This window comes from Streptomyces sp. NBC_01381 (assembly GCF_026340305.1).
Taxonomy (GTDB): domain Bacteria; phylum Actinomycetota; class Actinomycetes; order Streptomycetales; family Streptomycetaceae; genus Streptomyces.
The window spans coordinates 1,555,381-1,578,194 of the sequence record NZ_JAPEPI010000002.1 but is presented as its reverse complement, the minus strand read 5'-3'; the positions used below and the strand labels follow the sequence as shown (position 1 = coordinate 1,578,194).

The 22,814-nt window shown below is 74.0% G+C and carries 4 protein-coding genes; all 4 read right to left on the bottom strand.

What is annotated here, in order from left to right; all coding sequences use genetic code 11:
* Positions 1-8 precede the first annotated feature (8 nt).
* The 4 genes from OG453_RS28750 to OG453_RS28735 are packed head-to-tail and all read right to left on the bottom strand — an operon-like array spanning position 9 to position 22,812.
* Positions 9-9,290: a non-ribosomal peptide synthetase gene (locus tag OG453_RS28750; RefSeq protein ID WP_266871433.1), complete on the bottom strand. Its 9,282-nt coding sequence runs from the start codon at positions 9,288-9,290 to the stop codon at positions 9-11.
* On the bottom strand, positions 9,287-16,363 hold the full coding sequence (locus OG453_RS28745) for a non-ribosomal peptide synthetase (protein WP_266871431.1): 7,077 nt from the start codon (positions 16,361-16,363) through the stop codon (positions 9,287-9,289). The genes OG453_RS28750 and OG453_RS28745 overlap by 4 nt, the downstream gene beginning before the upstream one ends.
* Entirely contained in the window at positions 16,356-17,315 is a 960-nt protein-coding gene (locus tag OG453_RS28740) for a 3-hydroxyacyl-CoA dehydrogenase family protein (RefSeq protein WP_266871430.1), read from the bottom strand. The genes OG453_RS28745 and OG453_RS28740 overlap by 8 nt, the downstream gene beginning before the upstream one ends.
* Positions 17,308-22,812, bottom strand: a complete 5,505-nt coding sequence (locus tag OG453_RS28735) for a condensation domain-containing protein (RefSeq protein WP_266871429.1) — start codon at positions 22,810-22,812, stop codon at positions 17,308-17,310. The genes OG453_RS28740 and OG453_RS28735 overlap by 8 nt, the downstream gene beginning before the upstream one ends.
* Positions 22,813-22,814: the final 2 nt, after the last annotated feature.

The window sequence follows — 22,814 nt, the reverse complement described above, 5'->3', positions numbered from 1 at the left end:
CCTTCCTCTCACGGCCGACGGGTCTGGTCGGCGCTCGGCTTGGGGAGCGGTCCCGGGTGCGGCTCGGGGCGCAGCAGCTTCGCCACCGGGGCGTACGGGTCGGCGGCCATCTCCGCCAGGATCAGGGCGAGTTCACCGGCAGCCGACTCGGCGTCGGCCCGGGTCACGGTGTCCGTGCGGTGGGACAAGCGCAGCGTCAGGCGGGACTCGTCGGCGAACGCCGCCAGGGCCAGGGCGTAGTGCGTGGCGTCGCGGCCTTCGCTGCGCACAAGACGCAGGCCGGCAGCCGTTCCCGCCGGACCGGCCCGGTCGATGGGGTAGTTCTCGAAGACGACATGGGTGTCGAACAGGTCCCTGCGCCCCGCGGCCCGTTGGATCTCGCCGAGCCCCAGGTGGTGGTGGGGCAGCAGTGCGGACTGCTCCCGCTGGAAGCGGGTGAGGAGGTCCATGACCGGTTCGGACGCGGTGACGGTCAGGCGTACCGGAACGGTGTTGATGAACAGGCCGATCATCGACTCCATGCCCGGGAGTTCGGGCTGGCGCCCCGAGACGGTCGTGGCGAACACCACGTCCCGCGCTCCGGTCCGCCGGGCCAGGAGCAAGGCCCAGGCAACCTGGACGGCCGCGTTGAGCGTGCGGCCGTGCGTCCTCAGCCCGCGGAGGGATTCCGTGAGCGGCACTGACGTCTCGGTCCGTGCGGTGCCGGCCGGGGCCGCCGAAGGGGCGGCGACGGGCGGGGCACCGGGCCGGACCGGATCGGGTACGCCGTCGAGCGCGGCCCGCCATGCCTCGCGCGCCGCGTCCCGGTCGCTGCGGGCCAGCACGGCCAGGTGCTCGCGGTAGGGCGTGACCGGGGGCAGCGCGTCGGGGTCGCCACCTTGCGCATGGAGCGCGAGGAGCTCCCCGACCAGCAGGGACACCGACCAGCCGTCCAGGATGAGGTGATGGTGTGTCAGGGCCAGGCGGAACTCGCCGGGGCCCAGCGTGAACAGCGTGAACCGCAGCAGCGGAGGGCGGTCGAGATCGAAGCGCTCGTGCAGGTCGGCGTCGGTGATCCGGGCGATCACCCGGTCACGGCGTGCGGCGTGCACCCGGGTGAGGTCGACGTCCCGCCAGGGCGGTGACTGCGGGCGCGGTATGGCCTGGACCGGGCGGGCCAGGTCCTCGTGGACGAACGCCGCCCCGAGGTGGGGGTGGCGCCGCAGGAGGGCGGCCGCCGCGGTGCGCAGCGCGGCGGGGTCCAGGTCGCCCCGCAGATGCAGGACACACTGCGCCTGGTAGGTGTCCGGGCGGTGCGGGGCGTACAAGGAGTGGAAGAGCAGCCCTTCTTGGAGCGGGGTCAGGGGCAGTACGTCGGACAGGCCGGGGTGCGCCGTCTCCAGCCTCTCGACCTCCTGTTGGGTGAGGGGTACGAGGGGCAGGTCCGACGGGGTGTGGCCGCCGGAGCCAGCGGTTCTGGCGTGGATGACCAGCGCGTCGAGTGCGGTGAACCACAGCTCGGCCAGTTCTGCCGTCTCGCCGTCGGTGAGCGCCGAGGCGTCCCAGGTCCAGGTGGCGTGGAGACGGGGCCCGTGCGGGCCGTCGAGGGTGAGGGCGTCGAGGCCGACGAGGTGCGGGGCGCGGCCGGGGGTGGTCGGCCCGGCCGGGTCGGGCTCGGTGCCGGGCTCCGTACGGGGATCGGCCTCGCCATGGGCTATGGCCGTCTCGGTGAGGTCCGGGGTCAGGTGCCAGTCCCGGGTGCCGTGCGCGGCCATCCTGCCCAGGTAGTTGAAGCTGATCCGGGGCTGAGGCAGGCGGGCGAGCCCGGGCGTGGTCTCCGGGTCGAGGTGGCGCAGCACGCCGTAGCCGATGCCCCGGTCGGGGACGGCCCGCAGCCGTTCCTTGGTGCGCTTGAGTGCCCGGCCGAGGCGCGGGCCCGCCGTCCACACGTCGGTCCATGTGCAGCCGGTGGCTTCCAGACGAACGGGGAACATGCTGGTGAACCAGCCCACGGTGCGTGTGAGATCCCGGTCGGGCAGGTCGGGGCGCCCGTGCGACTCGACATTTACGGTGAGCCCCTGGCCGGCGGCGGTCAAACCCCTGCGGCGGCGCCACTCTTCGAGGGCGAGGGCGAGACCGGTGAGCAGGACGGGCTCGACGCCGCAGTGGAAGGCGGCCGGTACGTCCGTCAGGAGGGGGCGGGTGCGCTCCGGGGGCAGGGTGAGCGTGCGGCTTCCGACCGTGCTGCCGGAGTGCCGGTGAGTGGCGGTGCGGGTGGGGTCCGTGAGCGGGGCCGTGCCCGTCAGGGCGTCCTCCCACAGCGGCAGTTCGTCGCGCCGGGCCCCCGTCTCTCCCTGGAGGGTGAGGTACTTGGCCCAGCCGCCGAACGAGGTCGGTGCGGTGGGCAGTTCGGCCGGGCGTCCTGCGGCCACGGCTCGGTGGGCCGCGGCCAGGTCGGGCAGCAGGATGCGCCAGGAGACGCCGTCGACCGACAGGTGGTGCACGGCGAGCACGAGTCGGCCGGGCCGGTCGGGGCCGAGGTCCAGGAACTCCGCGGCGACCATGGCGCCCGTGGCGGGGTCCAGTCGTGCCCTGGCCGCTCGTACGGCGTCGGCGAGGAGTTCGGGGAGGCGGTGCCCGTCTGCGGTGGCGTCGACGCGGTGGACGCGGTCGGCGGGGCCCCGCGCGGCGGCGGAGTCCGCGCCCGGTGGGACTGTCCTGAGCCTCGCTCGACCCGGCTCCCCGGGGACGTCGAGGCGCAGCCGCAGGGCCGGGTGGTGGTCGACGAGTGTCTGGAGCGAGGCGATGACGTGCTCGTGGGTGAGGCCGGGCGGGGTGCGCACGGTGACGTGCTGGCTGAAGGACGCCCGGTCGCCGCCGGGTTGGGCCAGCCACCAGTGCATGACCGGAGTGAGGGGCAGCGCTTCCGTGCTTTCGCCCTCGTCCGCCGCGTCGGGGGTGGGGGCCCGGTCCGGCGCGACGGCTTTTGCCGCTTCGGCAAGACGTGCCACGGTGGAGTGGCGGAACACGTCCCGCACGCTGATCCGCAGGCCCGCCGCATGGGCCCGGCTCGCCAGCTGGATCGCGGTGATGCTGTCGCCGCCGTTGTCGAAGAAGCCGTCGTGGATGCCGGTCGACGGGGCGTCGAGCAGCTCCGCGACGATGTCGCACAGCACGCGTTCGCGAGCGGTGCGCGGGAGTCCCGGGCGGGGAGCAGCTCGGCCCGGCGCGGGGAGCGCCGCCCGGTCGAGCTTGTGGTGGCGGGTCAGCGGGAGCCGGTCCATGGCGACGTACGCCTGCGGCAGCATGTAATCCGGCAGGGTGCGCGCGGCGTGTTCCTGTACGGCGTCGGTGTCGAGGGTGCGGCCGTCCGCCGGAACCAGGTAGGCGGTGAGCCTCTGTCGGCCCGGCCGGTCCTCCCGCACGGTGACGACGGCCCGGCGCACGTCGGGGTGGGTGGCGAGGGCCGAGGCGACCTCCTCGGTCTCGACGCGGTGGCCCCGCACCTTCACCTGGCCGTCGTTGCGGCCGACGAAGGCGAGCGTGCCGCCGGGAAGCCAGCGGGCGAGGTCCCCGCTGCGGTACATGCGGGTGCCCGGCCCGCCGTGCGGGTCGGGGACGAAGCGCTCCGCGGTGAGCGCGGGCTGGTTGAGGTAGCCCCGGGCCAGGCCGGCGCCCGCCAGGTAGAGCTCTCCGGTCACGCCGGTGGGGGCGGGCTGCAGATGCGGATCGAGTACATAGGCACGGCCGCCGTCCATGGGGCGTCCGATCGGCACTCCGGACCGGGCCCGTGGCAGGACCAGGTCGGCGTCGGTGACGGCGTGCCGGGTCGCGAACGTGGTGGCCTCGGTCGGCCCGTAGCCGTTGAACACCCGTGTGTCCGGGGCGTGTTCGCGGACGGCGCGGACGGCGTGCGGTGGCACGACGTCGCCGCCGGTCCACACGGCGTCCAGGTCGCGCAGACAGCCGGGGTCCTCGTCGGCGACGAGCTGGAAGAGCCCGGAGGTGAGCCAGAGGGTGCTGAGGCCGGTGCCGCGCACCAGGCGCGCGAGCGTCGGCAGGTCGAGCTCGCCGGGTGGGGCGAGGGTGACGTCGCCCCCGTTGAGCAGGGGGACCCACAGCTCCATGGCCGACGCGTCGAAGGAGTGCGGTGAGTGCATCAGGGTGCGCGGCGGCCCACCGCTCTGCCAGACGCTGTCGCTCGCGAGGGCGACGACGTCCGCGTGGCTGATCGCCACGCCCTTGGGGGTGCCGGTCGATCCCGAGGTGTGGATGACGTAGGCGAGGGAGGCGGGGGTCCGGGTGCTCCGTGGCGCGGGCCGCGCGTCCCTGGCGTCGAGGAGCGCGCGTACGTTGAACGTCCTGGCGCCCTCGATGGCCCGCGCGGCCGCCGCCGTCGCGTCGTCGACGAGCAGGAGCCGTACTCCCGCCGCGGTCGTCATCCCGGCCTGCCGGGCGGCGGGTGCCCTCGCGTCCAGCGGCATGTACGCGGCACCGCACTTGAGCACGGCGAGCGCCGCCACGACGAAGTCCGTGCTCCGCTCCATGAGGATCGCAACGGGACGGCCGGCCGTGGCACCGCGGTCGGACAGTTGGGCTGCCACCCCGTCGGACAGGGCATCGAGTTCGGCATAGCTGAGGGTCCGGTCCGTGGTCCGGAGCGCGGGGGCGTCCGGGGTCCGCCGCGCCTGTTCGGCGAAGCGGTCCGGGACGGTGGCGGGGACGGTGGATGCCGGAGTGGTGCCCCAGGTGGTGAGCAGGCGGTGCCGCTCCCCCTCCTCCAGTACGTCGATGAGGTGTACGGGGGTGTCGGGCTCGGCGGTCGCGTGGGCGAGCAGGCGGGTCAGGCGGTTCCCGATGCTCTGGGCGGTGGCCCGGTCATAGAGGGCCGTGCGGTATTCGAGCCGTCCGTCCAGGCCCAGGGCGGTGCCGTCGGCGGCGCGGTGCTCGTACAGGCTGAAGGTCAGCTCGAACTTGGCGGCGGCCGTGGGAGCCGTGCCCAGGGTGGCGGTCAGGCCCGGCAGCCGGAGCGTTTCGGGGAGGGCGGGAGTGACGGTCAGCATCACCTGGACCAGGGGCTGCCCGCCGGCGGCGCGGTGCGGTGCGAGCGCCTTCACGACCTGGTCGAAGGGCAGGTCCTGATGGGCGAAGGCGGCGAGGTCGGACCGGGTCACACGGCGCAGCAGCTCCCGGAACGTCACCGGGCCCGAGGTGTCGGAGCGCAGCACGACCGTGTTGACCAGGAAGCCGACGAGGCGGTCCCAGCGAGCGTCGGCGCGCTCGGAGACCGCCGTGCCCACCGGGACATCGGTGCCGGCGCCGAGCCGGGTGAGGAGGGCCGCGACGGCGGTGTGCACCGTCATGAAGAGCGTCGATCCCTCCTCGGCGGCGAGCGCGGCGATACGGGCGTGCACCACGGGCGGAATACGGAAGTCCACGGTGTCGCCGCAGTCTGTGGGGCCGTCTCCGTCCGGACCGGGGTGGCGGTCGGCCGGCAGGTCGATCCGCTCGGGGAGTCCGTCGAGCGCCTCCGTCCAGTGCGCGCGCCGGCGTTGGGCGAGGGGGGTGGGTTCCTCGTCGGTGCCGAGGCGTCCGCGCTGCCAGAGCGTGAAGTCCGCGTGCCGGGCAGGAGCGGGCGGCCACTCGGGCGCGGCGCCTCGCAGCCGGGCCGCATAGGCCGTTGCGAGGTCGGCGATGAGCGGTTCGAGCGAGGCGTGGTCGCAGGCGATGTGGTGCAGCAGCAGGAGCAGGGCCTGGCGGCCCGGAGCGAGGTGGAACAGCTCGGCACGCACCGGGAGTTCCGTCTCGAGCTCGAAGCAGTGGCGGGCGGCTGTGGCGAGCGCGGCCGACAGCTCGCCGTCCCCGTCCACGCCTGGGAGGCGGGTGACGGTGAGCGAGGGGCGGGCCTTGGCCGGGGGCAGGACGTGCTGGTAGGGGATGCCTTGGTCCTCGCGGACGACGGTGCGCAGCGTCGCATGACGGTCCGTCAGATCGGCGAGCGCCGCCCTCATCGCCTCCTGGTCGGTCTCCCCCGTCAGGTGCAGCACGAGGGGCACGTTGTAGGCGCTGTCGGGTCCCGTGAGGGTGTGCAGGAACCACAGGCGCCGCTGCGCGAAGGAGAGGGGGAGGCGATCGGGCGGATCGCCCGGGAGCGGGGCGGGGCCCGCGACAAGAGGTGCGGCCGCGGCGATACGGGCCGCGAGTCCCGCGACGGTGGGGTGCTGGAATACGTCGCGTACGTCGATGTCCACGCCCAGTTCGGCCCGGACCGCACTGACCAGGCGGGTCGCGCTGATGCTGTCGCCGCCCATGTCGAAGAAGCCGTCGTCGGGCCCGGCGTGTGCGATGCCGAGCACGGTGCCGTAGAGGGCGGCGACGCGCCGCTGCGCGGGGGTGGCAGGGGCGGTGGGGCCGCTGGGCGCGGTGTCGGGCGGTTCCGGGAGGGCGGCCCGGTCCAGCTTGCCGTTGGGGGTGAGCGGCAGGGCGTCCAGCGCGACGATCCTGGCGGGCACCAGGTGCGCGGGCAGGGTCTCGCGCAGTCGCGTGCGGATGCGGGCGAGGTACGGGGCGGCCGGCTCCGCGGCCGCGGCCCGGTCGGGTACGACGTACCCCAACAGGCGTGGCGTGCCCGCGCCGTCCGTGCGGGCTGTCACGGCGGCCTGTGTCACGCCGGGTTGGTCGAGGAGTGCGGCTTCGACCTCTGCGGGCTCGATGCGGAATCCCCGTACCGCGAGTTGGTCGTCGGCGCGGCCCAGGTACTCCAGATCGCCGTCGGGCCGTCGGCGGACGCGGTCGCCCGAACGGTAAAGACGGCTGCCGGGCGGGCCGAACGGGTCGGCGACGAAGCGCTCGGCGGTGAGGGCGGGGCGGTTGAGGTAGCCCGTCGCGACGCCGGGGCCCGCGACGTAGAGCTCTCCCGCGGTGCCGGGCGGGACCGGGCGCAGCCGGTGGTCGAGGACATAGAGGCGGGTGCCGGGCAGCGGGGTGCCTATGGGGCTTCCAGGGTCGGCGCTGTGACGGGGGGTCAGGTCGAGCCGGGTCGCGTGGACCGTGGTCTCCGTGATGCCGTACATGTTGACGAGGGCGGGGCCGTCGTCGCCGTACCGCTCCTGCCAGTCGCGCAGCCGGTCGGGGTGCAGCGCCTCTCCCCCGAAGATCACCCGGCGTAGGGCCGGCTTCGGGCCGGGCCGGGGGTCTTCGGCGTCGGCCCGGTCCAGCGCGTGGAAAGCCGAAGGCGTCTGGTTCAGGACCGTGACCCGTTCGTCGGCCAGCAGCCGCAGGAAGTCCCGGGGCGAGCGGGCCACGTCCGGCGGGACGACGACGAGACGTCCGCCGTGCGCGAGGGCGCCCCACATCTCCCAGACGGAGAAGTCGAAGGCGCTGGAGTGGAACATCGTCCACACGTCGCCGCTGTGGAAGCCGAACCCGGTGCGGGTGGCGGCGAGCAGCGAGACAAGGTTGCGGTGCGGGACGAGCACGCCCTTGGGGCGGCCGGTGGAGCCTGACGTGTAGATGACGTAGGCGGTGTGGTCGGCGGTGAGGGGGGCGGCGCGGTCGGTGTCCTTCAGGTCGGCGGCCGCGTCTGCGGAGTCCGCGCGGGTGTCGGCGTGGTTCGCGAACGTGTCGGTGTTCACCGTGTCGGCGGGATCGGCGTCGGCCAGGATCAGGGCCCTGCGCTCCTCGGGCCACTCCGGGTCCACGGGCAGGTAGGCGGCGCCCGTCTTGGTCACGGCGAGGAGCGCGACGATGAGGTCGGCACTCCGGGGCAGCACAACGGCGACGGTGCGGCCGGGTGCGGCGCCGCGCCGGACGAGCGACCTGGCCAGGCGGTTGGCGCGGGCGTTGAGCTCGCCGTAGCTCAGGGTCGTCGGGCCGTGGGTGACGGCCGCGGCGTGCGGGGTGCGGGCGGCCCGGCTTTCGAAGAGTTCGGGCAAGGTACGGCGGTCGGACCGGGGATCGGGGACGGTGGCGCGCGGCACGGTACGGCGCCGCTCCCCCGCCGACAGCAGGTCGAACTCGCCCACGGGGCGGTCCGGTTCGGCGGTGAGCCTGCCGAGCAGACGGGCGTAGCGGCGTGCTTCGGCCGCGGCCTCCGCCGGGCCGTACTGATCGGAGTCGGCGTAGAGGTCCACCCGCAGGCCGGACCTGTGGGCCTCCGGGTGCACGGTGACGGACAGGTCGTCGACGGGACCGACGGCGATGTGGTGCATGGTCATCGGACGTCCGGCGAACTTCCGGCCGAAGCTGAAGGGCATGACGTTCACCGCGACGTCGTGGATCCGCTGTCCGCTGCCGGTAAGGCCCAGGTCGCGGTGGAGATCTTCCTGCCGGTAGCGCTGGTGGGCGAGGGCCTCGGTCATCTCGGCACCGATGGCGCGCACCATGTCGGCGGCGGACCGGTCGGCCCGTACCTCCACTCTCAGGGACAGGGTGTTGGACATCGTCCCCGCGATGGTGCGGGCCGTTTCTCCCGTACGGCACGCCACGGGCAGCCCGATGACGATCTCCCCGTCGCCGCTGCCCGAACGGGCGTGCGCCAGCAGGGCCCCGGCGGCCGTCGCGAGCACCGGCCAGCGCACACCGAGCCGCTGTGCCAGGGGGCGCAGGGCGGCGAATCCCGCGGCGGGCAGACGGGCGGTGCCGCGGGCCGCGACGCCGCCGGACGGGCCGGACGGGCCGGCGGCCCGGTGCGCGGCGGGCCGCGGGCGGCCGGCGAGCCTGGCCCGCCAGAAGTCGCGGTCGGCGGCGAAGTCCGGGGAGGCACGGTAGGCGTGTTCGGTGTCGAGCAGCGTGCCGATGGCGACGCTCGGGGCGGGCCCGGGAGGCGTGCCGCCCTCCAGTGCGGCGTAGACGTCGCCCAGGCGGCGGGCGAACAGGGCGCCGCCCAGGCCGTCGATGGCCAGGTGGTGGCAGCCCAGGTACCAGCAGACGCGGGTGGCCGAGAGCCGGAGGAACGCGGTGCGGAACAACGGGCCCCCGGTGAGGTCGAAGGGGCGCGCCACATCGGCCCGCATCCACTCCACGGCGGCAGCCAGGGGGGTGCGCTCCCTGCTGAGGTCCACGCGGGGGACGCTCCACGGTGGGAGCGTGCCCGCGCTCTGGCGGGGCTGCTGTCCTTCCTGGACGTGGAGCCGGGTCCGGAGGGGTTCAGACTCGGCCACGACGGTGCGGAACGCCGCGTCGAAGAGGTCCGGGTCGAGGTCGCCCGACACCTCGAACCCGGCCGCCACGTGGTACCGGGCAGGCGCGGCGAGCTGTTGCCCGGTCCAGATTCCGTGCTGCGCGGTGGTGAGCGGCAGGGTGGCGCTCATGTGGTCCCCTTGCCCGCCGCCCGCCCGGCATCCATCCGCTCCCGGAGCACCCGGCCGACCTCGTCCAGCGGGCCGGGACGTCCCAGTTCGCCGTGTGTGCAGTCGACGGAGATCACCTCGACGTCGGAGCCGTCGGAGCCGTCGGAGCCGTCGGAGCCGTCGAGATACGGCCGCCACAGGTCCCGGGCGGTGTCGGGGGCCGTCTCCCGGGCGGCGAACACCAGCGGGGTGCCGGTGAAGCTGCTCGGGGTGTGCGCATGGGAGAGCACGGCGTTGTTGGCGAAGATCCGGGCGACCGCCGCGATGCGCTGCTCGTCGAAGGCGGCGAGCAGTCCCCGCTGTTCCTGCGCGATCTCCACGAACCTGGGATAGGTCAGTTCCTCACCGGCCCAGTTCGTGGGGTCGTAGCCGAAGAACTCCAGGATCATCGCAAGGACGTCACGACCCGCCACCGGTGTCTCAGGGGCGTCCGCGCCACTGGCACCCGGGCCCGCGGGGTAGGCGTCGAGGATCGAGAGGAGCGCGACGGACTCGCCGTTCCGCTGCAGCTGGACCGCCATCTCGTGGGCGACGAGGCCGCCGAAGGACCAGCCGAGCAGGTGGTACGGGCCGGTGGGCTGGACCGTCCGCATGCGCTCCAGATAGTCCGCCGCCATCTCGGAGATGGAAGCGGGCAGTACGTCCTCGCCGTCGAGCCCCCTGGCCTGGAGCCCGTACACCGGCTGGTCGGTGCCGAGCGGCTGGGTGAGCCGGAGGTAGGACCAGGCGATCCCGGCTGCCGGGTGAACGCAGAACAAGGGCGGCCTGCTGCCCGTTTCGCGCAACGGCAGCAGGATCCCGACGCCGCTCTGCGACGGGTCGGAGGACGCGGCGGGCAGGGCGGCGGACTCGGCCGAGGCGGGGGCAGGGGCAGGGGCCTCGCTCACGGCCGACGGGCGGTGCGCGCCGCCCTCGGAGGCACTCAACGCGCCCACCACCGTGGCCGGTTCATGCGCCATGGTGGTCAGCAGCCGTACGAACCGGTCGGCGAGCGTCCGCACATGGCCGCTCTCGATGAGGTGCGGCCGGTGGTCGAAGCGCAGTGCGAGCCGCTCACCCCTGGCCGACACCACCAGGTTCAGCGGGAAGTGCGGGGCGTCGTCGCCGTACGCCCTGGCCAGGCGCAGGCCGGGTGCGGGCTCGGCGAGTTCGTCGCTGTCCAGGGGGTAGTTCTCGAACGCCATCACCGTGTCGAAGGGGTTGCCCAGGTCCGTGATGCGGCGGATCTCCCCCAGGCTGATGTGGTGGTACGGCAGGAGCGCGGTCTGCTCCCGACGGAGCCGTACGAGCAGCTTGCCCAGCGGCTCGGCGGGGTCGAGCGTGACCCTGGTGGGGACGGTGTTGATGAAGAGCCCCACCATGGTCTCCACGCCGGTCAGCTCCGCGGGCCTGCCCGAGACGACCGAGCCGAAGACCACATCGGTGTTGCCGGTCTCCTGGCCGAGCAGGATGCCCCAGCCGGCCTGCAGCACCGTGTTGGCGGTCACCCCGTGGCGGCGGGCCATGTCGGCGAGGTCCGTGGTGGTCTCCGCGCTCAGCTCGACCGTCTCGAACTGTGGAGCCTGCGGCTCCGTCTCACCCTCGGCCCCGGCGACGCGCGTCGCGGTGGTGAGCCCGGACAGCGCGTCGCGCCACGCGGACTCCGCCTCAGTGGAGTCGACTTGCTCCAGCCAGGTGAGGTACTCGCGGAAGGGCGTGGTGACCGGCAGCCCGGCCTCGCGCACGGTGCTGGGGGTGGAGCCGGAGCCGTACAGCGCGAACAGCTCGCGCAGCACCACGGGCAACGACCATCCGTCGAGCAGGATGTGATGAGTCGTCAGCACGAAGCGGTGGCGGCCTTCGCCCAGCTTGACAAGGAGCATGCGCAGCATGGGCGGCCTGGTCGGGGTGAACCTGCGGTTGCGCTCCTGGTTCAGCAGCCGCTGGTTCCGGGCTTCCTGCGCCCCCTCGTCGAGCGCGCTCAAGTCCTCTTCGCGCCAGGGCAGTTCAAAGCTGGACCCGAGCACCTGCACCGGTTCGGCGAGGCCCTCGTGGACGAAGGCCGCGCTGAGGTTGGTGTGCCGGGCGAGGAGCGCCCGGCCCGCGGAGCGCAGGCGTCCGGGGTCGAGGTCTCCTTCGAGTTCGAGCCAGACCTGCACGGTGTAGACGTTGTGCTCACCCTCGCCCGGCTCCTCCGGGTGCGGCTGCGGGTCGTCGGTCAGTCCGCTGAGCAGCACGTGGTAGAGCAGGCCCTGCTGGAGCGGCGAGAGCGGGAGGATCTCGTCCAGGCCGGGGTAGCTCTCCTCCAGCCGCTCGACCTCTCCCTGACTGAGCTTCACCAGGGGGAAGTCGGAGGGCGTACGACCGCCGGCCTCCGGCTCCACGGCGTGCGCGGCCAGCTCGTCCAGGATCTCGAACCAGGCCTCTGCGAGGTCGTCGACGAGGCGTTCGCCGAGGATGCCTTCGGCCCAGGTGAAGCTGATGCCCAGCTCCGGGCCGCGGTCGGTGTCCTGGGTGAGGGCCGTGATCTCCAGCGGGTGGGCCAGCGGCATGTCCGCGTCGGCCCCCGCGCTCATCCCGGACTCGGGCGCCGGGCCCCAGTCACGCTCACCGGACTCGGCGGGCAGCAGGAACCGTCCGAAGTAGTTGAACCCGATGTGCCGGGGCGTGGCCGCGGCGAGCGTCGCCGAGGTGTCGGGGTTGAGATAGCGCAGCAGCCCGAAGCCGATGCCCTTGTCCGGGATCGCCCTCAGCTGTTCCTTCACCCGCAGCAGGGCGCGCCCCAACTCCCGGCGGGAGCCTGCGCCTGGCCCGGTCTGCGCGGTGCCGGGCGCGAGGCGGACCGGGTACATGCTGGTGAACCAGCCCGCCGTACGGGACAGGTCGGTGCCGGGTACGACCGCCTCTCGGCCGTGCCCCTCCACGTCGAGCACCACGTCCTGCGCGGATCCGGCGGTGCGCTGGACGGCGAGCGCGAGCGCGGTGAGCAGTACGTCGTTGATCTCGCAGTGGAACGCGGCGGGAATGGTGCTGAAGAGGTGCCGCGCCCGGTCCGCCGGGTAGGTCAGGGCGCGGGAGCGGGCGCGCCCCGTGGTGTCCCTCGCGGGGTACAGAGGGCGGTCGGCAAGCTCGGGGCCCGGGGTGGCCAGGATGTCGGTCCAGAGCGGGAGTTCGGCGGTGCGGCGCTCGTCGCGCGCCTGTTCAAGGAGGCCGGTGCTCCAGTGCCGGAGCGAGGTCTCGACGGGGCGCAGCTCGGGGGTGCGGCCGTCCGCAAGGTCCTGGTAGGCGCCCACCAGGTCGGGCACCATGATCCGCCACGACACTCCGTCGCAGGCCAGGTGGTGCGCCATGAAGAGCAGCCGCCCCGGCGTGTGCGGCCCGGCGTCCAGCCACACGAAGCGCGTGAGGACTCCGGCGTCGACGTCCAGTTCCGCCTTGCTGCGGCGGGCCTCTTCGGCCAGGACGGGTACGAGGTCAAGAACGCCCCGCACGTCCACGCGCCGGACGCAGGATGCGGCGTCGACGGAGCCCGGTGCGCGGACGGAGAGCCGCCAGTCGCCGCCGGTGCGGTCGAGAATCAGCCGGAGCGCGTCGTGGTGGTCGACGAGCTTGCGCACGGATGCGGTGAGCAGGCCCTCGTCGAGTCCGCCGGGCACCTGGAGCAGGACGGCCTGGTGGAAGCCGTCGACGGGGCCTTCGAGATCGCGCAGCCAGTGCACGATCGGGGTGAGCGGCACGTCTCCGGTGCCGACCGGGGTGTCACGGCCCGCGGCGGTGGTGGTCTCGCGGGCCGCACCCGCAAGGGCGGTGACGGTCTTGTACTCGAAGACGTCCTGCGGGGTGAGGACGAGGCCGGCCTGGCGCAGCCGGCTCACCAGCTGGATCGACATGATGCTGTCGCCGCCGAGGTCGAAGAAGCTGACGTCCAGGGGGACTTCGTCCTGCCTGAGCACCTCGGAGAAGACCTGGGCGACCTGCTCCTCCCTGGAGGGAGCGGGCGGCGTCCGGGGCTCGGGCTCCTCGTGGCGTACGGGTTCGGCCGGCAGGGGCTCAGGGGTGGCGTCCCGGTCGAGCTTGCCGCTGGGGGTGCGCGGCAGCGCCCGCGCCCAGGTGATCCGCGCGGGGACGAGATGGGCCGGGAGGCGGTCGGCGGCCCAGTCCCGCAGCGTCCCGGGGTCGGGGCAGCCGTCGGCGGGATCGGCAGGCACCACGTGGGCGACGAGCCTGGTCTCACCGTCCCCTTCGTCGCGTACCGCCGCGATCGCACCGGACACCGCGGGGTGGTCGGCGAGCACCGCCTCCACCTCCGCCGGTTCGATCCTGAAGCCGTGCAGTTTGACCTGCGCGTCGACACGTCCGAGGAAGTCCAGCTGTCCGTCCGGGCGCCAGCTGACGAGGTCGCCCGTCCGGTACATCCGGCTGCCCGGCGGCCCGAACGGGTCGGCCACGAAGCGCTCCGCGCTCAGCGCGGGCCGGTACAGATAGCCGCGGGCCAGCGCGTCGCCCGCCAGGTACAGCTCGCCCTGCCGGCCGGGCTCGACCGGCTGGAGCGCCGCGTCGAGCACATGGACGCGGACGTGCGGCAGCGGGCGGCCGATGGGCGGGGCGCCGGCGGGTTGTCCGTCCTCGGCCCCGGTGGCGTCGGACGACCAGGCCGTGGCGTACACCGTGGCCTCGGTCGGGCCGTAGACGTTGAAAAGCCGCGTTCCGGGCATGGTGCGCGCGATGTGCTCGGCGAGCGGTCCCGGCAGGGCCTCGCCGGCCATGGCGAGGGTCCGCGGTGTCAGCTCGAGGCCGCTGAACTCGGTGAGTCTCGCGAGGACGGAGGGCGTCGCGCAGAGCAGACCGCCCGTCCAGCGCGGCGCGTCGTCGTCGAGGAGCGAGAGCAGGTTCCCGACGACCTCGACGGTGCCGCCGGTGGTGAGCGCGGGGTAGAGCTCGGCCACCGACACGTCGAAGCTGAAGGAGGTGGCCGCAAGGACGTGTTCCGTCGTCCGCGCGCCGAACTCCTCGGCCACCCAGGTGACCAGGGGAACCACGGACCGGTGCGGCACGACGACGCCCTTGGGGGTGCCGCTGGAGCCGGAGGTGTAGATCACGTACGCGGGATGCGCGGGGGTGAGCGGCGCGGTGCGGTCCGCGTCGGTCAGGGGCTCCGGCGAGCACCGGGTCAGTTCGGCCACCGTCGCCGCCGTGTCCAGTACGAGCGTCGGGTCGGCCAGATCCGCGTGCGCGGCGTCGGTCAGGACGACAGCGGGCCGCGCGTCGTCGACCATGAAGCGGAGCCGGTCGGCCGGGTAGGCCGGGTCGAGCGGCAGGTAGGCCGCTCCGCTCTTGAGCACCGCGAGCATGGCCACGACCGTATCGGCGGACCGGGGCAGCAGGATGCCGACCACGCCCTCGGGGCCCGCTCCCCGCTGGACCAGCAGCCGGGCGAGGCGGTTGGCACGCTCGTGGAGTTCGCGGTACGTGAGGCTGCCGTCGCGGTCCTTGACGGCGACCGCTTCCGGGTCGCGGAGGGCGGCGGCGTCCAGCAGACCGGTGAGGGTACGACGGTCCGGGAGCCGCTGCTCGTCCCCTCGGCTCCAGTTGCGTACGGCCGCCAGTTCGGCACTGCCCAGCAGCTCGATCGCGCCCACCGGACGGCCGGGGGCGGCCACTGCCGAGACGAGCAGACGCTGGAAGCGCCTTGCGTGGGCGGCGAGTTCAGGGGTGGTGTACCGGCCGGGTGCGCCGCGGAAGGCTATACGGGGGCGGCCGCCTGCGGGGTCGTCGTCGATGACGACACGCAGGTCCGCCCCTGCATCGGGCTCGGCGCCGAAGCGGTGGACCGTGGCGGTGAGCGCGCCGAATCGGATGCGCGGGCCGGGGGTGCGGACGTCGGCGACCGGACCGTAGAGCGGCCGGTCGGCGTCTGCCGCGGGCGTCGACTCCGCCGCGTGCACAGCCGCGCGGATCTCCGCGTGCCGCAGCCTCTGGTGGGTCCTCACCCGGCCGCTCGCCTCGGTGACTTGCTGTACGAGGTGGCTGAAGCCGGTGTCGGGCCGCACCGTCAGGCGCAGCGGCAGGACGTCATCGGCGGCGCCCGGCGCACGCTCGGCGGCCCTGCTCGGCCGTCCGTCCACGGGCAGTCCGACGACCAGGTCCGTGCTGCCGGTGATGCGGTGCGTGTAGGCGGCGACGGCGGCGACCAGTACGGCCTGCGGCCGGGCGCCGCTGTAGCGGGCGGCGGCGTGGATCCGCTCGGCGTCGGCTGCCGTGAGCGTCAACGCCTGGGACGCGGGACCGGGTTCGGCCGTGCCGGGTTCGGCCGTGCCGGGTTCGGCCGTGCCGGGTTCGGCCGTGCCGGGTTCGGCCGTGCCGGGTTCGGCCGTGCCGGGTTCGGCCGTGCCGGGTTCGGCCGTGCCGGCAAGCGTCACCGGTTCGGTGTGGCCCGCGAGGCGCTCGCGCCAGAAGGAGCGGTCCCGGTCGGGGCCGCTCGACGCGCGGTAGGCGGCCTCCTCATCGGCGAGCCGGCCCAACGGCGTCAGGGCGGTGCCGGCGAGCGGCAGCCCCTCGGCACGGGCGGTGTAGATCTCGGCGGCGCGGCGGGTGACCAGCGCGGTGCCGTACCCGTCGAGGGCGGCGCGGTGATGCAGGTGCAGCCAGCGGTGGCGGCGTGCGGAGAGCCGCAGGAGCACCTGCACGGACAAGGTGCCGTCCTCGTCGGGGAGGACACGGGCGAGGGCGGCGCGTGTCCATTCCTCGGCCGCCGCATCGGGATCGGGTTCGGCCGAGAGGTCCACCTCGGGCAGCGGAAGCCCGTCGTCGACCTCGGCCTTGACGGTTCCGCCGTCCGCGCCGCCCGCCGGTATCCGCAGGCGCACCGCCTCCGCCTCCTGCACGACCTGTGCGACCGCCGACCGGAACCCCGCGACGTCGAGCGGACCGTCGATGTCGACGGCTTCCGCGACGTACGGTCCCGGCCCGGACAGGCCCTGAGGGGTGTGCGCCCGGTGCCAGGTCTCCCGGCCTGCGAGGGACAGCTCGACATACGCACCCTGGTGGTCAGCCATGGCTGGTCTCTCCTTGCGGAACGCGCTGGGCGTGGGTCGGGGCCGGGATCTGGGTCCCGGGTTCGGGATACGGGTAGAAGCCGCCACCCGTCTTGCGGCCGGTGCGGCCCTGCGCCACGAGGCGGGCAAGGAGCGGGGTCGGGCGGAAGCGGTCGTCGCCGGTGTGCTCACGCAGTACGTCGAGCGAGTCGACGACGGTGTCGAGCCCGATCAGGTCCGCGGTGCGCAGGGGGCCCATGGGGTGGCCGAAGCACTCCTGGAAGATCTGATCGACGGTCGCCGCGTCCGCCGTGCCCTCGTCGAGCACGGCGGCGGCCTCGTTGAGGGTCAGCATCAGCACGCGGTTCGTCACGAAGCCGGGCGCGTCGCGGACGACGACACCGTGCTTGCCGATGCCCGCCAGGAACTCCTCGGTACGCCGCACGGTGTCCTCGCTGGTCCCCGGCGCGCGGATGACCTCGACGGTGTCCTTGAGGGGGGCGGGGTTCATGAAGTGTGTGCCGATGACCCGGTCCGGGCGGCTTGTGAAGGAGCCGAGGCGGGTGACGGGAATACAGGAGGTGCAGGACGCGAAGACGGTCTCGGGGCCGCACACCGCATCCAGTTCCCTGAGGATCAGCTCCTTGACGGGCTCCTTCTCCACGGCGCACTCGACGACGAAGAGGGCGTCGGAGAGGTCGGCGAGGTCGGCCGACCAAGTGACGGGCGCGGCCGCCGTGTACCCCGCGCGCCGCGGGCGGCGCCCGAGCATCCGGGCCAGCTTCATCCCGGCACGCAGCCTCTCGGGTCCGCTCCCCAGGGCGTCCGGGTCGGGGTCGACGACCACGACCGGGTGGCCCGCCTCCATGAAGCACTGGGCCACTCCGATGCCCATGGTCCCGGCACCCACGACGCCCACGGTCGCGGGTGCGGCCGCCGTCGGGGCCGGCTCGGCGTTGTCTTGTTCACCCACGGCTGGGGCCTCCTTCGATCGGCTCCGGTACGTCATCGGGGTACGGCTCTCGGGCGCCGGGGCGCAGCGCGGACAGCGGTGAGTCGGGGACGCCGACGGCGGCGCGCAGGAGCGCGACGAGGTCGTCGGCGATGGCCGTGACCGTCGCGGCGTCGAACAGCTCGGTGCGGTACTCCACCGAGACGTACAGCTCGGCCGCGCCCGGCCCCTCGGTGACGGACCACGCCAGATCGTGAACGGTCGTGGCGCGGGGCAGGGTGAGCCGCCCGGTGCCGGGTCCGTGCCAGGGCACGGCACTGATGTCGAGCCCGGCCCGGGCGCCGAAGCCGCGCGGCACGCGGTGGTGGGCGTAGGTGACGTCGAACAGCGGCGTACGACCCGGCTCGCCGGGCAGTCCTGCGGCGCGTGCGATGTCGTCCGGCGGTACGTCGCGGTGGTCCTCCGCCAGCACGAGCACACGGCGGACCCGTTCGGTGAGCGTGTCGAAGGTGGGATCGCCGCCGAGGTCGACGCGGAGCGGCAGGCCGCCGGCGAACGGGCCGATCAGCTCGCCGACTTCGGGGCGGGCGGCGCGGTCGTCGAGGCGGCGGCCGGGCGATCCGCCGGTGTCCGGTGTCCAGCCGATGAGACCGATGACGGCCTCGTCCGCCCCGGCGCGCAGGCCGAGCAGGGCCGCGATGCCCGCCAGGAGCCGTTCCGCCGTCGCCGTACCGGCGAGGTCTTCGGGGACGCGTACGTCGTGGACGGCGGCCTCGCCCGTGCCGCCGACCGGCCGCGACCGGTCGGCCGGGAGGTCGAGGGCGCGGACGCCGGCCAGCGCGTCCCGCCAGTGGGTGAGGCGCTGGTCGAGGAGCCCGTCGGCGCGCAGTTCACGCTGCCACCGGGCGTATTCCTCGTACTGCACGGGCAAGGCGGGCAGTTCGGCCGGGCGTCCGTCCAGCCTGGCCTCGTAGAGCGCGAACAGGTCGCGGAAGAACAGCTCCGGCTGACCGCCGTCGTAGTCCTCCGGGCGGGTGCTGACCACCAGGACGTGTTGCGAGGGGCCGGTCGTCACCAGCAGGGCGCGCAGGCGCGGGCCGGTCGTGGATGCGCGCATCAGGCGGGCTTGTTCGCGCGCGAGTGCGTGCGCCGAGGCGAGCGGGTCGGTCTGGTGCGCGGTGGTGGTGAGGGTGAGGGCGTCTCCTGTGCCGGGGCGGCGGGAGCGCAGTACGTGGTGGCGTTCGGCCAGGTCGTCGAGGGCGGAGCGGAGGGCGGCTTCGTCGACTTCGCCCTGCAGCTGGAGGCAGCCGGAGACGGGGGACTCGTCGCGTGCCGGAGTGAGCTCGGGCTCCGGCTTCGCCTCCCGGCCGGCCGGGAGTTCTCCGTAGCGGATGTCCGCGTCCGTCGCGGCGGCTTCAAGCAGCTCGAGCAGCGCGTCGCAGAGGGCGGTGACCGTGTCCGGGTCGAAGAGCCGGGTCGCATACTCCACCACCACGTCCAGGGACTCCTCCCCTGCCCGTTCGGCGACGACCATCGTCAGGTCGAACTTGGCCGTGCCCGGCGGCAGTCCGGGAAAGTACGGGCCGGTGTCCTCGTCGCTGTTCGGGCCGAACAGGTGCTCGCCGATGGCGACGTCCGGCGGCAGCGTCTGGTGGACGTACATCACGTCGAAGATCGGGTTCCGCCCGGAGTCACGGTCGGCGACCTCGCGGACGATCCTGTCGAAGGGGATTTCCTGGTGGTCGAGCGCGCCGAGCACCACACCCCGGACCTGGCGCAGCAGTTCCCGGAACGTCGGGTCGCCCGAGAGGTCGGAGCGGAGCGCGACGGTGTTGTTGAAGAAGCCCAGCAATCCCCAGAGTTCGGGGCGGCTGCGGCCGATGGTCGGTGTGCCGATCACGATGTCCCGCTGCCCCGACTGCCGCGACAGGAGCAGTTTGAGACCGGTCAGCAGGACCGTGAAGAGCGTGGTGGCCTCGGCGGTGCCGACCGCCCGCAGCCGGTTGACCAGTTCGGCGGGGATGGTGAAGCCGTGGGCGGCGCCGGCGAAATCCATTCGGGTGGGGCGGGGCCGGTCCGTGGGCAGGGCGAGCGCGGGTGGATCTGCCAACTGCTCGCGCCAGTAGTCGAGTTCGCCCTCGAGGAGTCCACCATCCAGCAGGTCGCGCTGCCAGCGGGCGTAGTGCCGGTACTGCACGGGCAGCGGATCCAGGCGGTGTACGCGGCCCTCGCTCCGGGCCGCGTAGAAGTCGCGCAGCTCCTTCGCCTGGATCTGGGGTGCCCAGCCGTCGTTCACGGCGTGGTGCATCACCCAGCACAGGAGGTGGTCGTCGGGCGCGAGGCGCACCACGGTGACCCGGACCAGCGGGTCGCGGGCGAGGTCGAAGACCCAGTCGGTCGCCTCCTTGACGACGGCGCGAGCGGCGGCCTCGGGGTCGGAGGCGGCGGAGAGGTCCTCGTACCGGAAGAAGTCGCCGAGTTCCGGGCGGACGGTGAGCCGGGGGCGGCCGTCGGTCTCCACGAAGTTGGAGCGCAGGGCCTCGTGGCGGTCTGCGAGGTCCCCCCAGGCGAGGCGGATGGCTTCAGGGTCGAAGGGGCCTCGGTGCCGGGCGACGCCGGGGAGGTTGTAGAGCGTGGTGTCCGGGTCGAGCTGGTGATGGAACCACATCCGCTCCTGCCCGTACGAGAGCACGAGGTCGTCGCCGGCGACGATGGGCGGCAGGCGGTGACCATCGCTCGCGCCTTGGCCTGGAGTCGAGGCGGGCGTCGGAGAGAGCGTGGAGTGCGTCTGTCGCGTCGGTGGGGTGGGTTGCTGCGGCAGCCGGGTGGTGATGGCGGCGGCGAGGGCGCCGACGACGGGGTGGTCGTAGACGTCCACCAGCTTGAGATGGACGCCGTAGCGCTGTCGTACGTGCTCGACGAGCTGGAGCGCGATGATCGAGCTGCCGCCGATCGCGAAGTAGTCGTCGGTGACGGCGACTTCGTCGGCGTGCAGGAGCTCCGCGAGGGCGTCGCAGAGCCAGTCGGGCACCGTCGCCGATTCGGGCACGGATGCGCCGCTGGGTGTGGGGGCGGAGTGGGGTACGGGGGTGGGGGCGACGGGGAGCGGGGCGGGCGCGTTCGCGGCCTGAGCCGCCGGGACGGAAGCGGCCTGAGCCGCTGGGGCGGGCGCGGCCTGAGCGGGCACGGCCACCGCGAGCGCCGGCGTCCCCGTCGGCGGGGCGGGCGCCTTCGCTGCCTGAGCCGCCGAGGCATGCGCTTCCGCCGCCTGACCCGCCGAGGCAGGCGCCGCCTGAGCCGGCGCGGCCACCGCGAGCGTCGGTGTCCCCGTCCGGGCCGTCCCGCGCGCCGTGGCCGGCGACTTCGGGCTGCGGACCCAGCAGGGCACGCCGTTCAGGGGGCGCCCCGGCAGAGGGATCCGGCGGCCCGGGGTGTTCGCGTACCCGAGCGTGGCCGTCAGCGCGGGCCAGTCGACGGCGTGCCCCGTCCGGTAGAGCCGGGCCAGGACGGTGAGCAGGCGCTCCTTGTCGGAGCCGAGTGTGAGGACCGTTGCGTCCGGGCGGTCCGCGAAGTACTCGCGCAGCTGGTCGCCGAGTTCGCCCCGGTCGGCCAGCTCGACGAAGACCACAGGCCCCTCGCCGGTCTCGGCGTCGGCCGCCGCGCGCAGTCGCTCCGGATCGGCCGGCTGCGCGCTCTCGCCCTCCGTACGCGCCAGCGCCGCGCGGTCGGCGTCGGACAGGCCGCCCTGGAGGTGGCGAACGGTGTACCGGGCGATCCCGGAGCTCATCAGCCCGTCGGGAACGATCCCGGACCGGGTGAGCCGGGCATGCGCGGCGAGGTGGCGCCGGACCAGAGTGGCGCGGTCGGCCGGGACGGGCAGGCCGTCCGGCAGCGGCGCGTCCGGCTCGGTCCAACTGCCCGCGTCGGCCCGGGCCCCGGCCCCGTACTCGTCGAATGTGGCGTCTCCCGAGAAGAGGAGCACCACGCGCGGCCGCTCGGCCACGCCCTCGGCCGGTGCGAGCCGTTGCCATGTCGCCTCGGCCGCGAGCGCGACCGCCAGGTCGGCGGTGCGGCGCACCACCGCGCTCACGCGGTACGGCTCGTGGTCCCGCCCTTCGTTGAGCGTCCGGGCGACGTCCGCCAACGTCCGCGTACTGTCGCGGAGTTCGAGCGAGAGCCGTTCGCACTCGGCGACAAGACCGGCCGGGGTGCGGGCGGACACACCGACCAGCCGGGCCCCGCCGTCCGGCTCGGCCTCCCGCACGGGAGCGGGCGCCTGCTCGACGACGCAGTGGGCGTTGATGCCGCCGAGGCTGAAGGAGCTGACGCCCGCCCTGCGCGGCCCTGACTGCGCCGCCCAGGGCCTTGCTGTCGTGACGACGTCAAGGCGGGCGCCGTCCAAGTCGACTTCCTCAGCGGCCTGTTCGAAGTGCAGCGAGGGGTACAGCTCGCCGTGGTGCACGCTCAGCATCGTCTTGACCAGGCCGGTGATCCCGGCGGCGTGGTCGAGGTGCCCGAGGTTCGTCTTGACCGATCCGATCGGCAGGGTCGTCGCGCCGCCCGCCCTGGCGAGCGCGAGGCCCTCTGCCTCGACCGCATCGCCGAGCCGTGTGCCGGAGCCGTGGGCCTCGACGTATCCGGCGGTGTCGATGTCCAGGCCCGCGCCGCGCCAGGCCTGGGCGATCACGGCGGCCTGCGAGCGGGCGCTCGGCGTGGCGATGGTCGCGGAGTGCGCGCCGTTGTGCACGACCGAGCTGCCCCGGATCACCGCGTACACGTGCGCGTCGTCCGCGATCGCCCGGTCGAGCGTGGTGAGCAGCAGCACGGCGCCGCCCTCCCCGCCGCCGGCGCCGTCCGCCGCATGGTCGAACGCGCGGGACCTGGCGGTCGGCGAGCTGATCCCCGGGAAGTCGGCGACGGCCTCGACGGGCGCGACGACCGGGCGCAGGCTCACGCCGCCCACGACCGCGAAGTCGGCGTCGCCGTCGCGCAGTTCACGGCTCGCCTGGTGTACGGCGACGAGGGAGCCGTTGCAGCCGGTGTCCACGCCGTAGCTGGGGCCGGTGAACCCGAAGAGGTGGGAGATCCGGGCCGGCAGCATGCAGGGGATGTTGCCGACCATGGTGAGAGTGCCGGGTTCGCGGACCAGCGAGGCGTAGCCCGTGTGCGGCGAGCTGAAGACCACGGCGGTGCGGCTGTCGCGCAGCGCGGCGGGGGCGTATCCGGCGTTCTCCAGGGCCTCGTGGGTGAGGTGAAGGGCCAGCCGGTGCTGCGGGTCGGTCACCTCCGCCTCGCGCCGCGAGAGCCCGAAGTGCGCGTGGTCGAAGAGATCGATGCGATCCAGGTAGCCAAGCTCCGGATAGGCGACGGAGGGGTCGAGACCGGTGGACGCGATCCGCTCGGCGGGGATGGGGCGCACCGAGTCGACCCCGGCCAGAAGGTTCGCGCGGAACGCGGTGATGCTGTCTGCGCCGGGAAGGCGCGCGGCGATGCCGATCACCGCGATGGGGGTACGCATGG

Coding starts and splice junctions, on each gene's coding strand:
- OG453_RS28750 (WP_266871433.1), bottom strand. CDS start 9,290: ATGAGCGCCACCCTGCCGCTCACCACCGCGCAGCACGGAATCTGGACC.
- OG453_RS28745 (WP_266871431.1), bottom strand. CDS start 16,363: ATGGCTGACCACCAGGGTGCGTATGTCGAGCTGTCCCTCGCAGGCCGG.
- OG453_RS28735 (WP_266871429.1), bottom strand. CDS start 22,812: ATGCGTACCCCCATCGCGGTGATCGGCATCGCCGCGCGCCTTCCCGGC.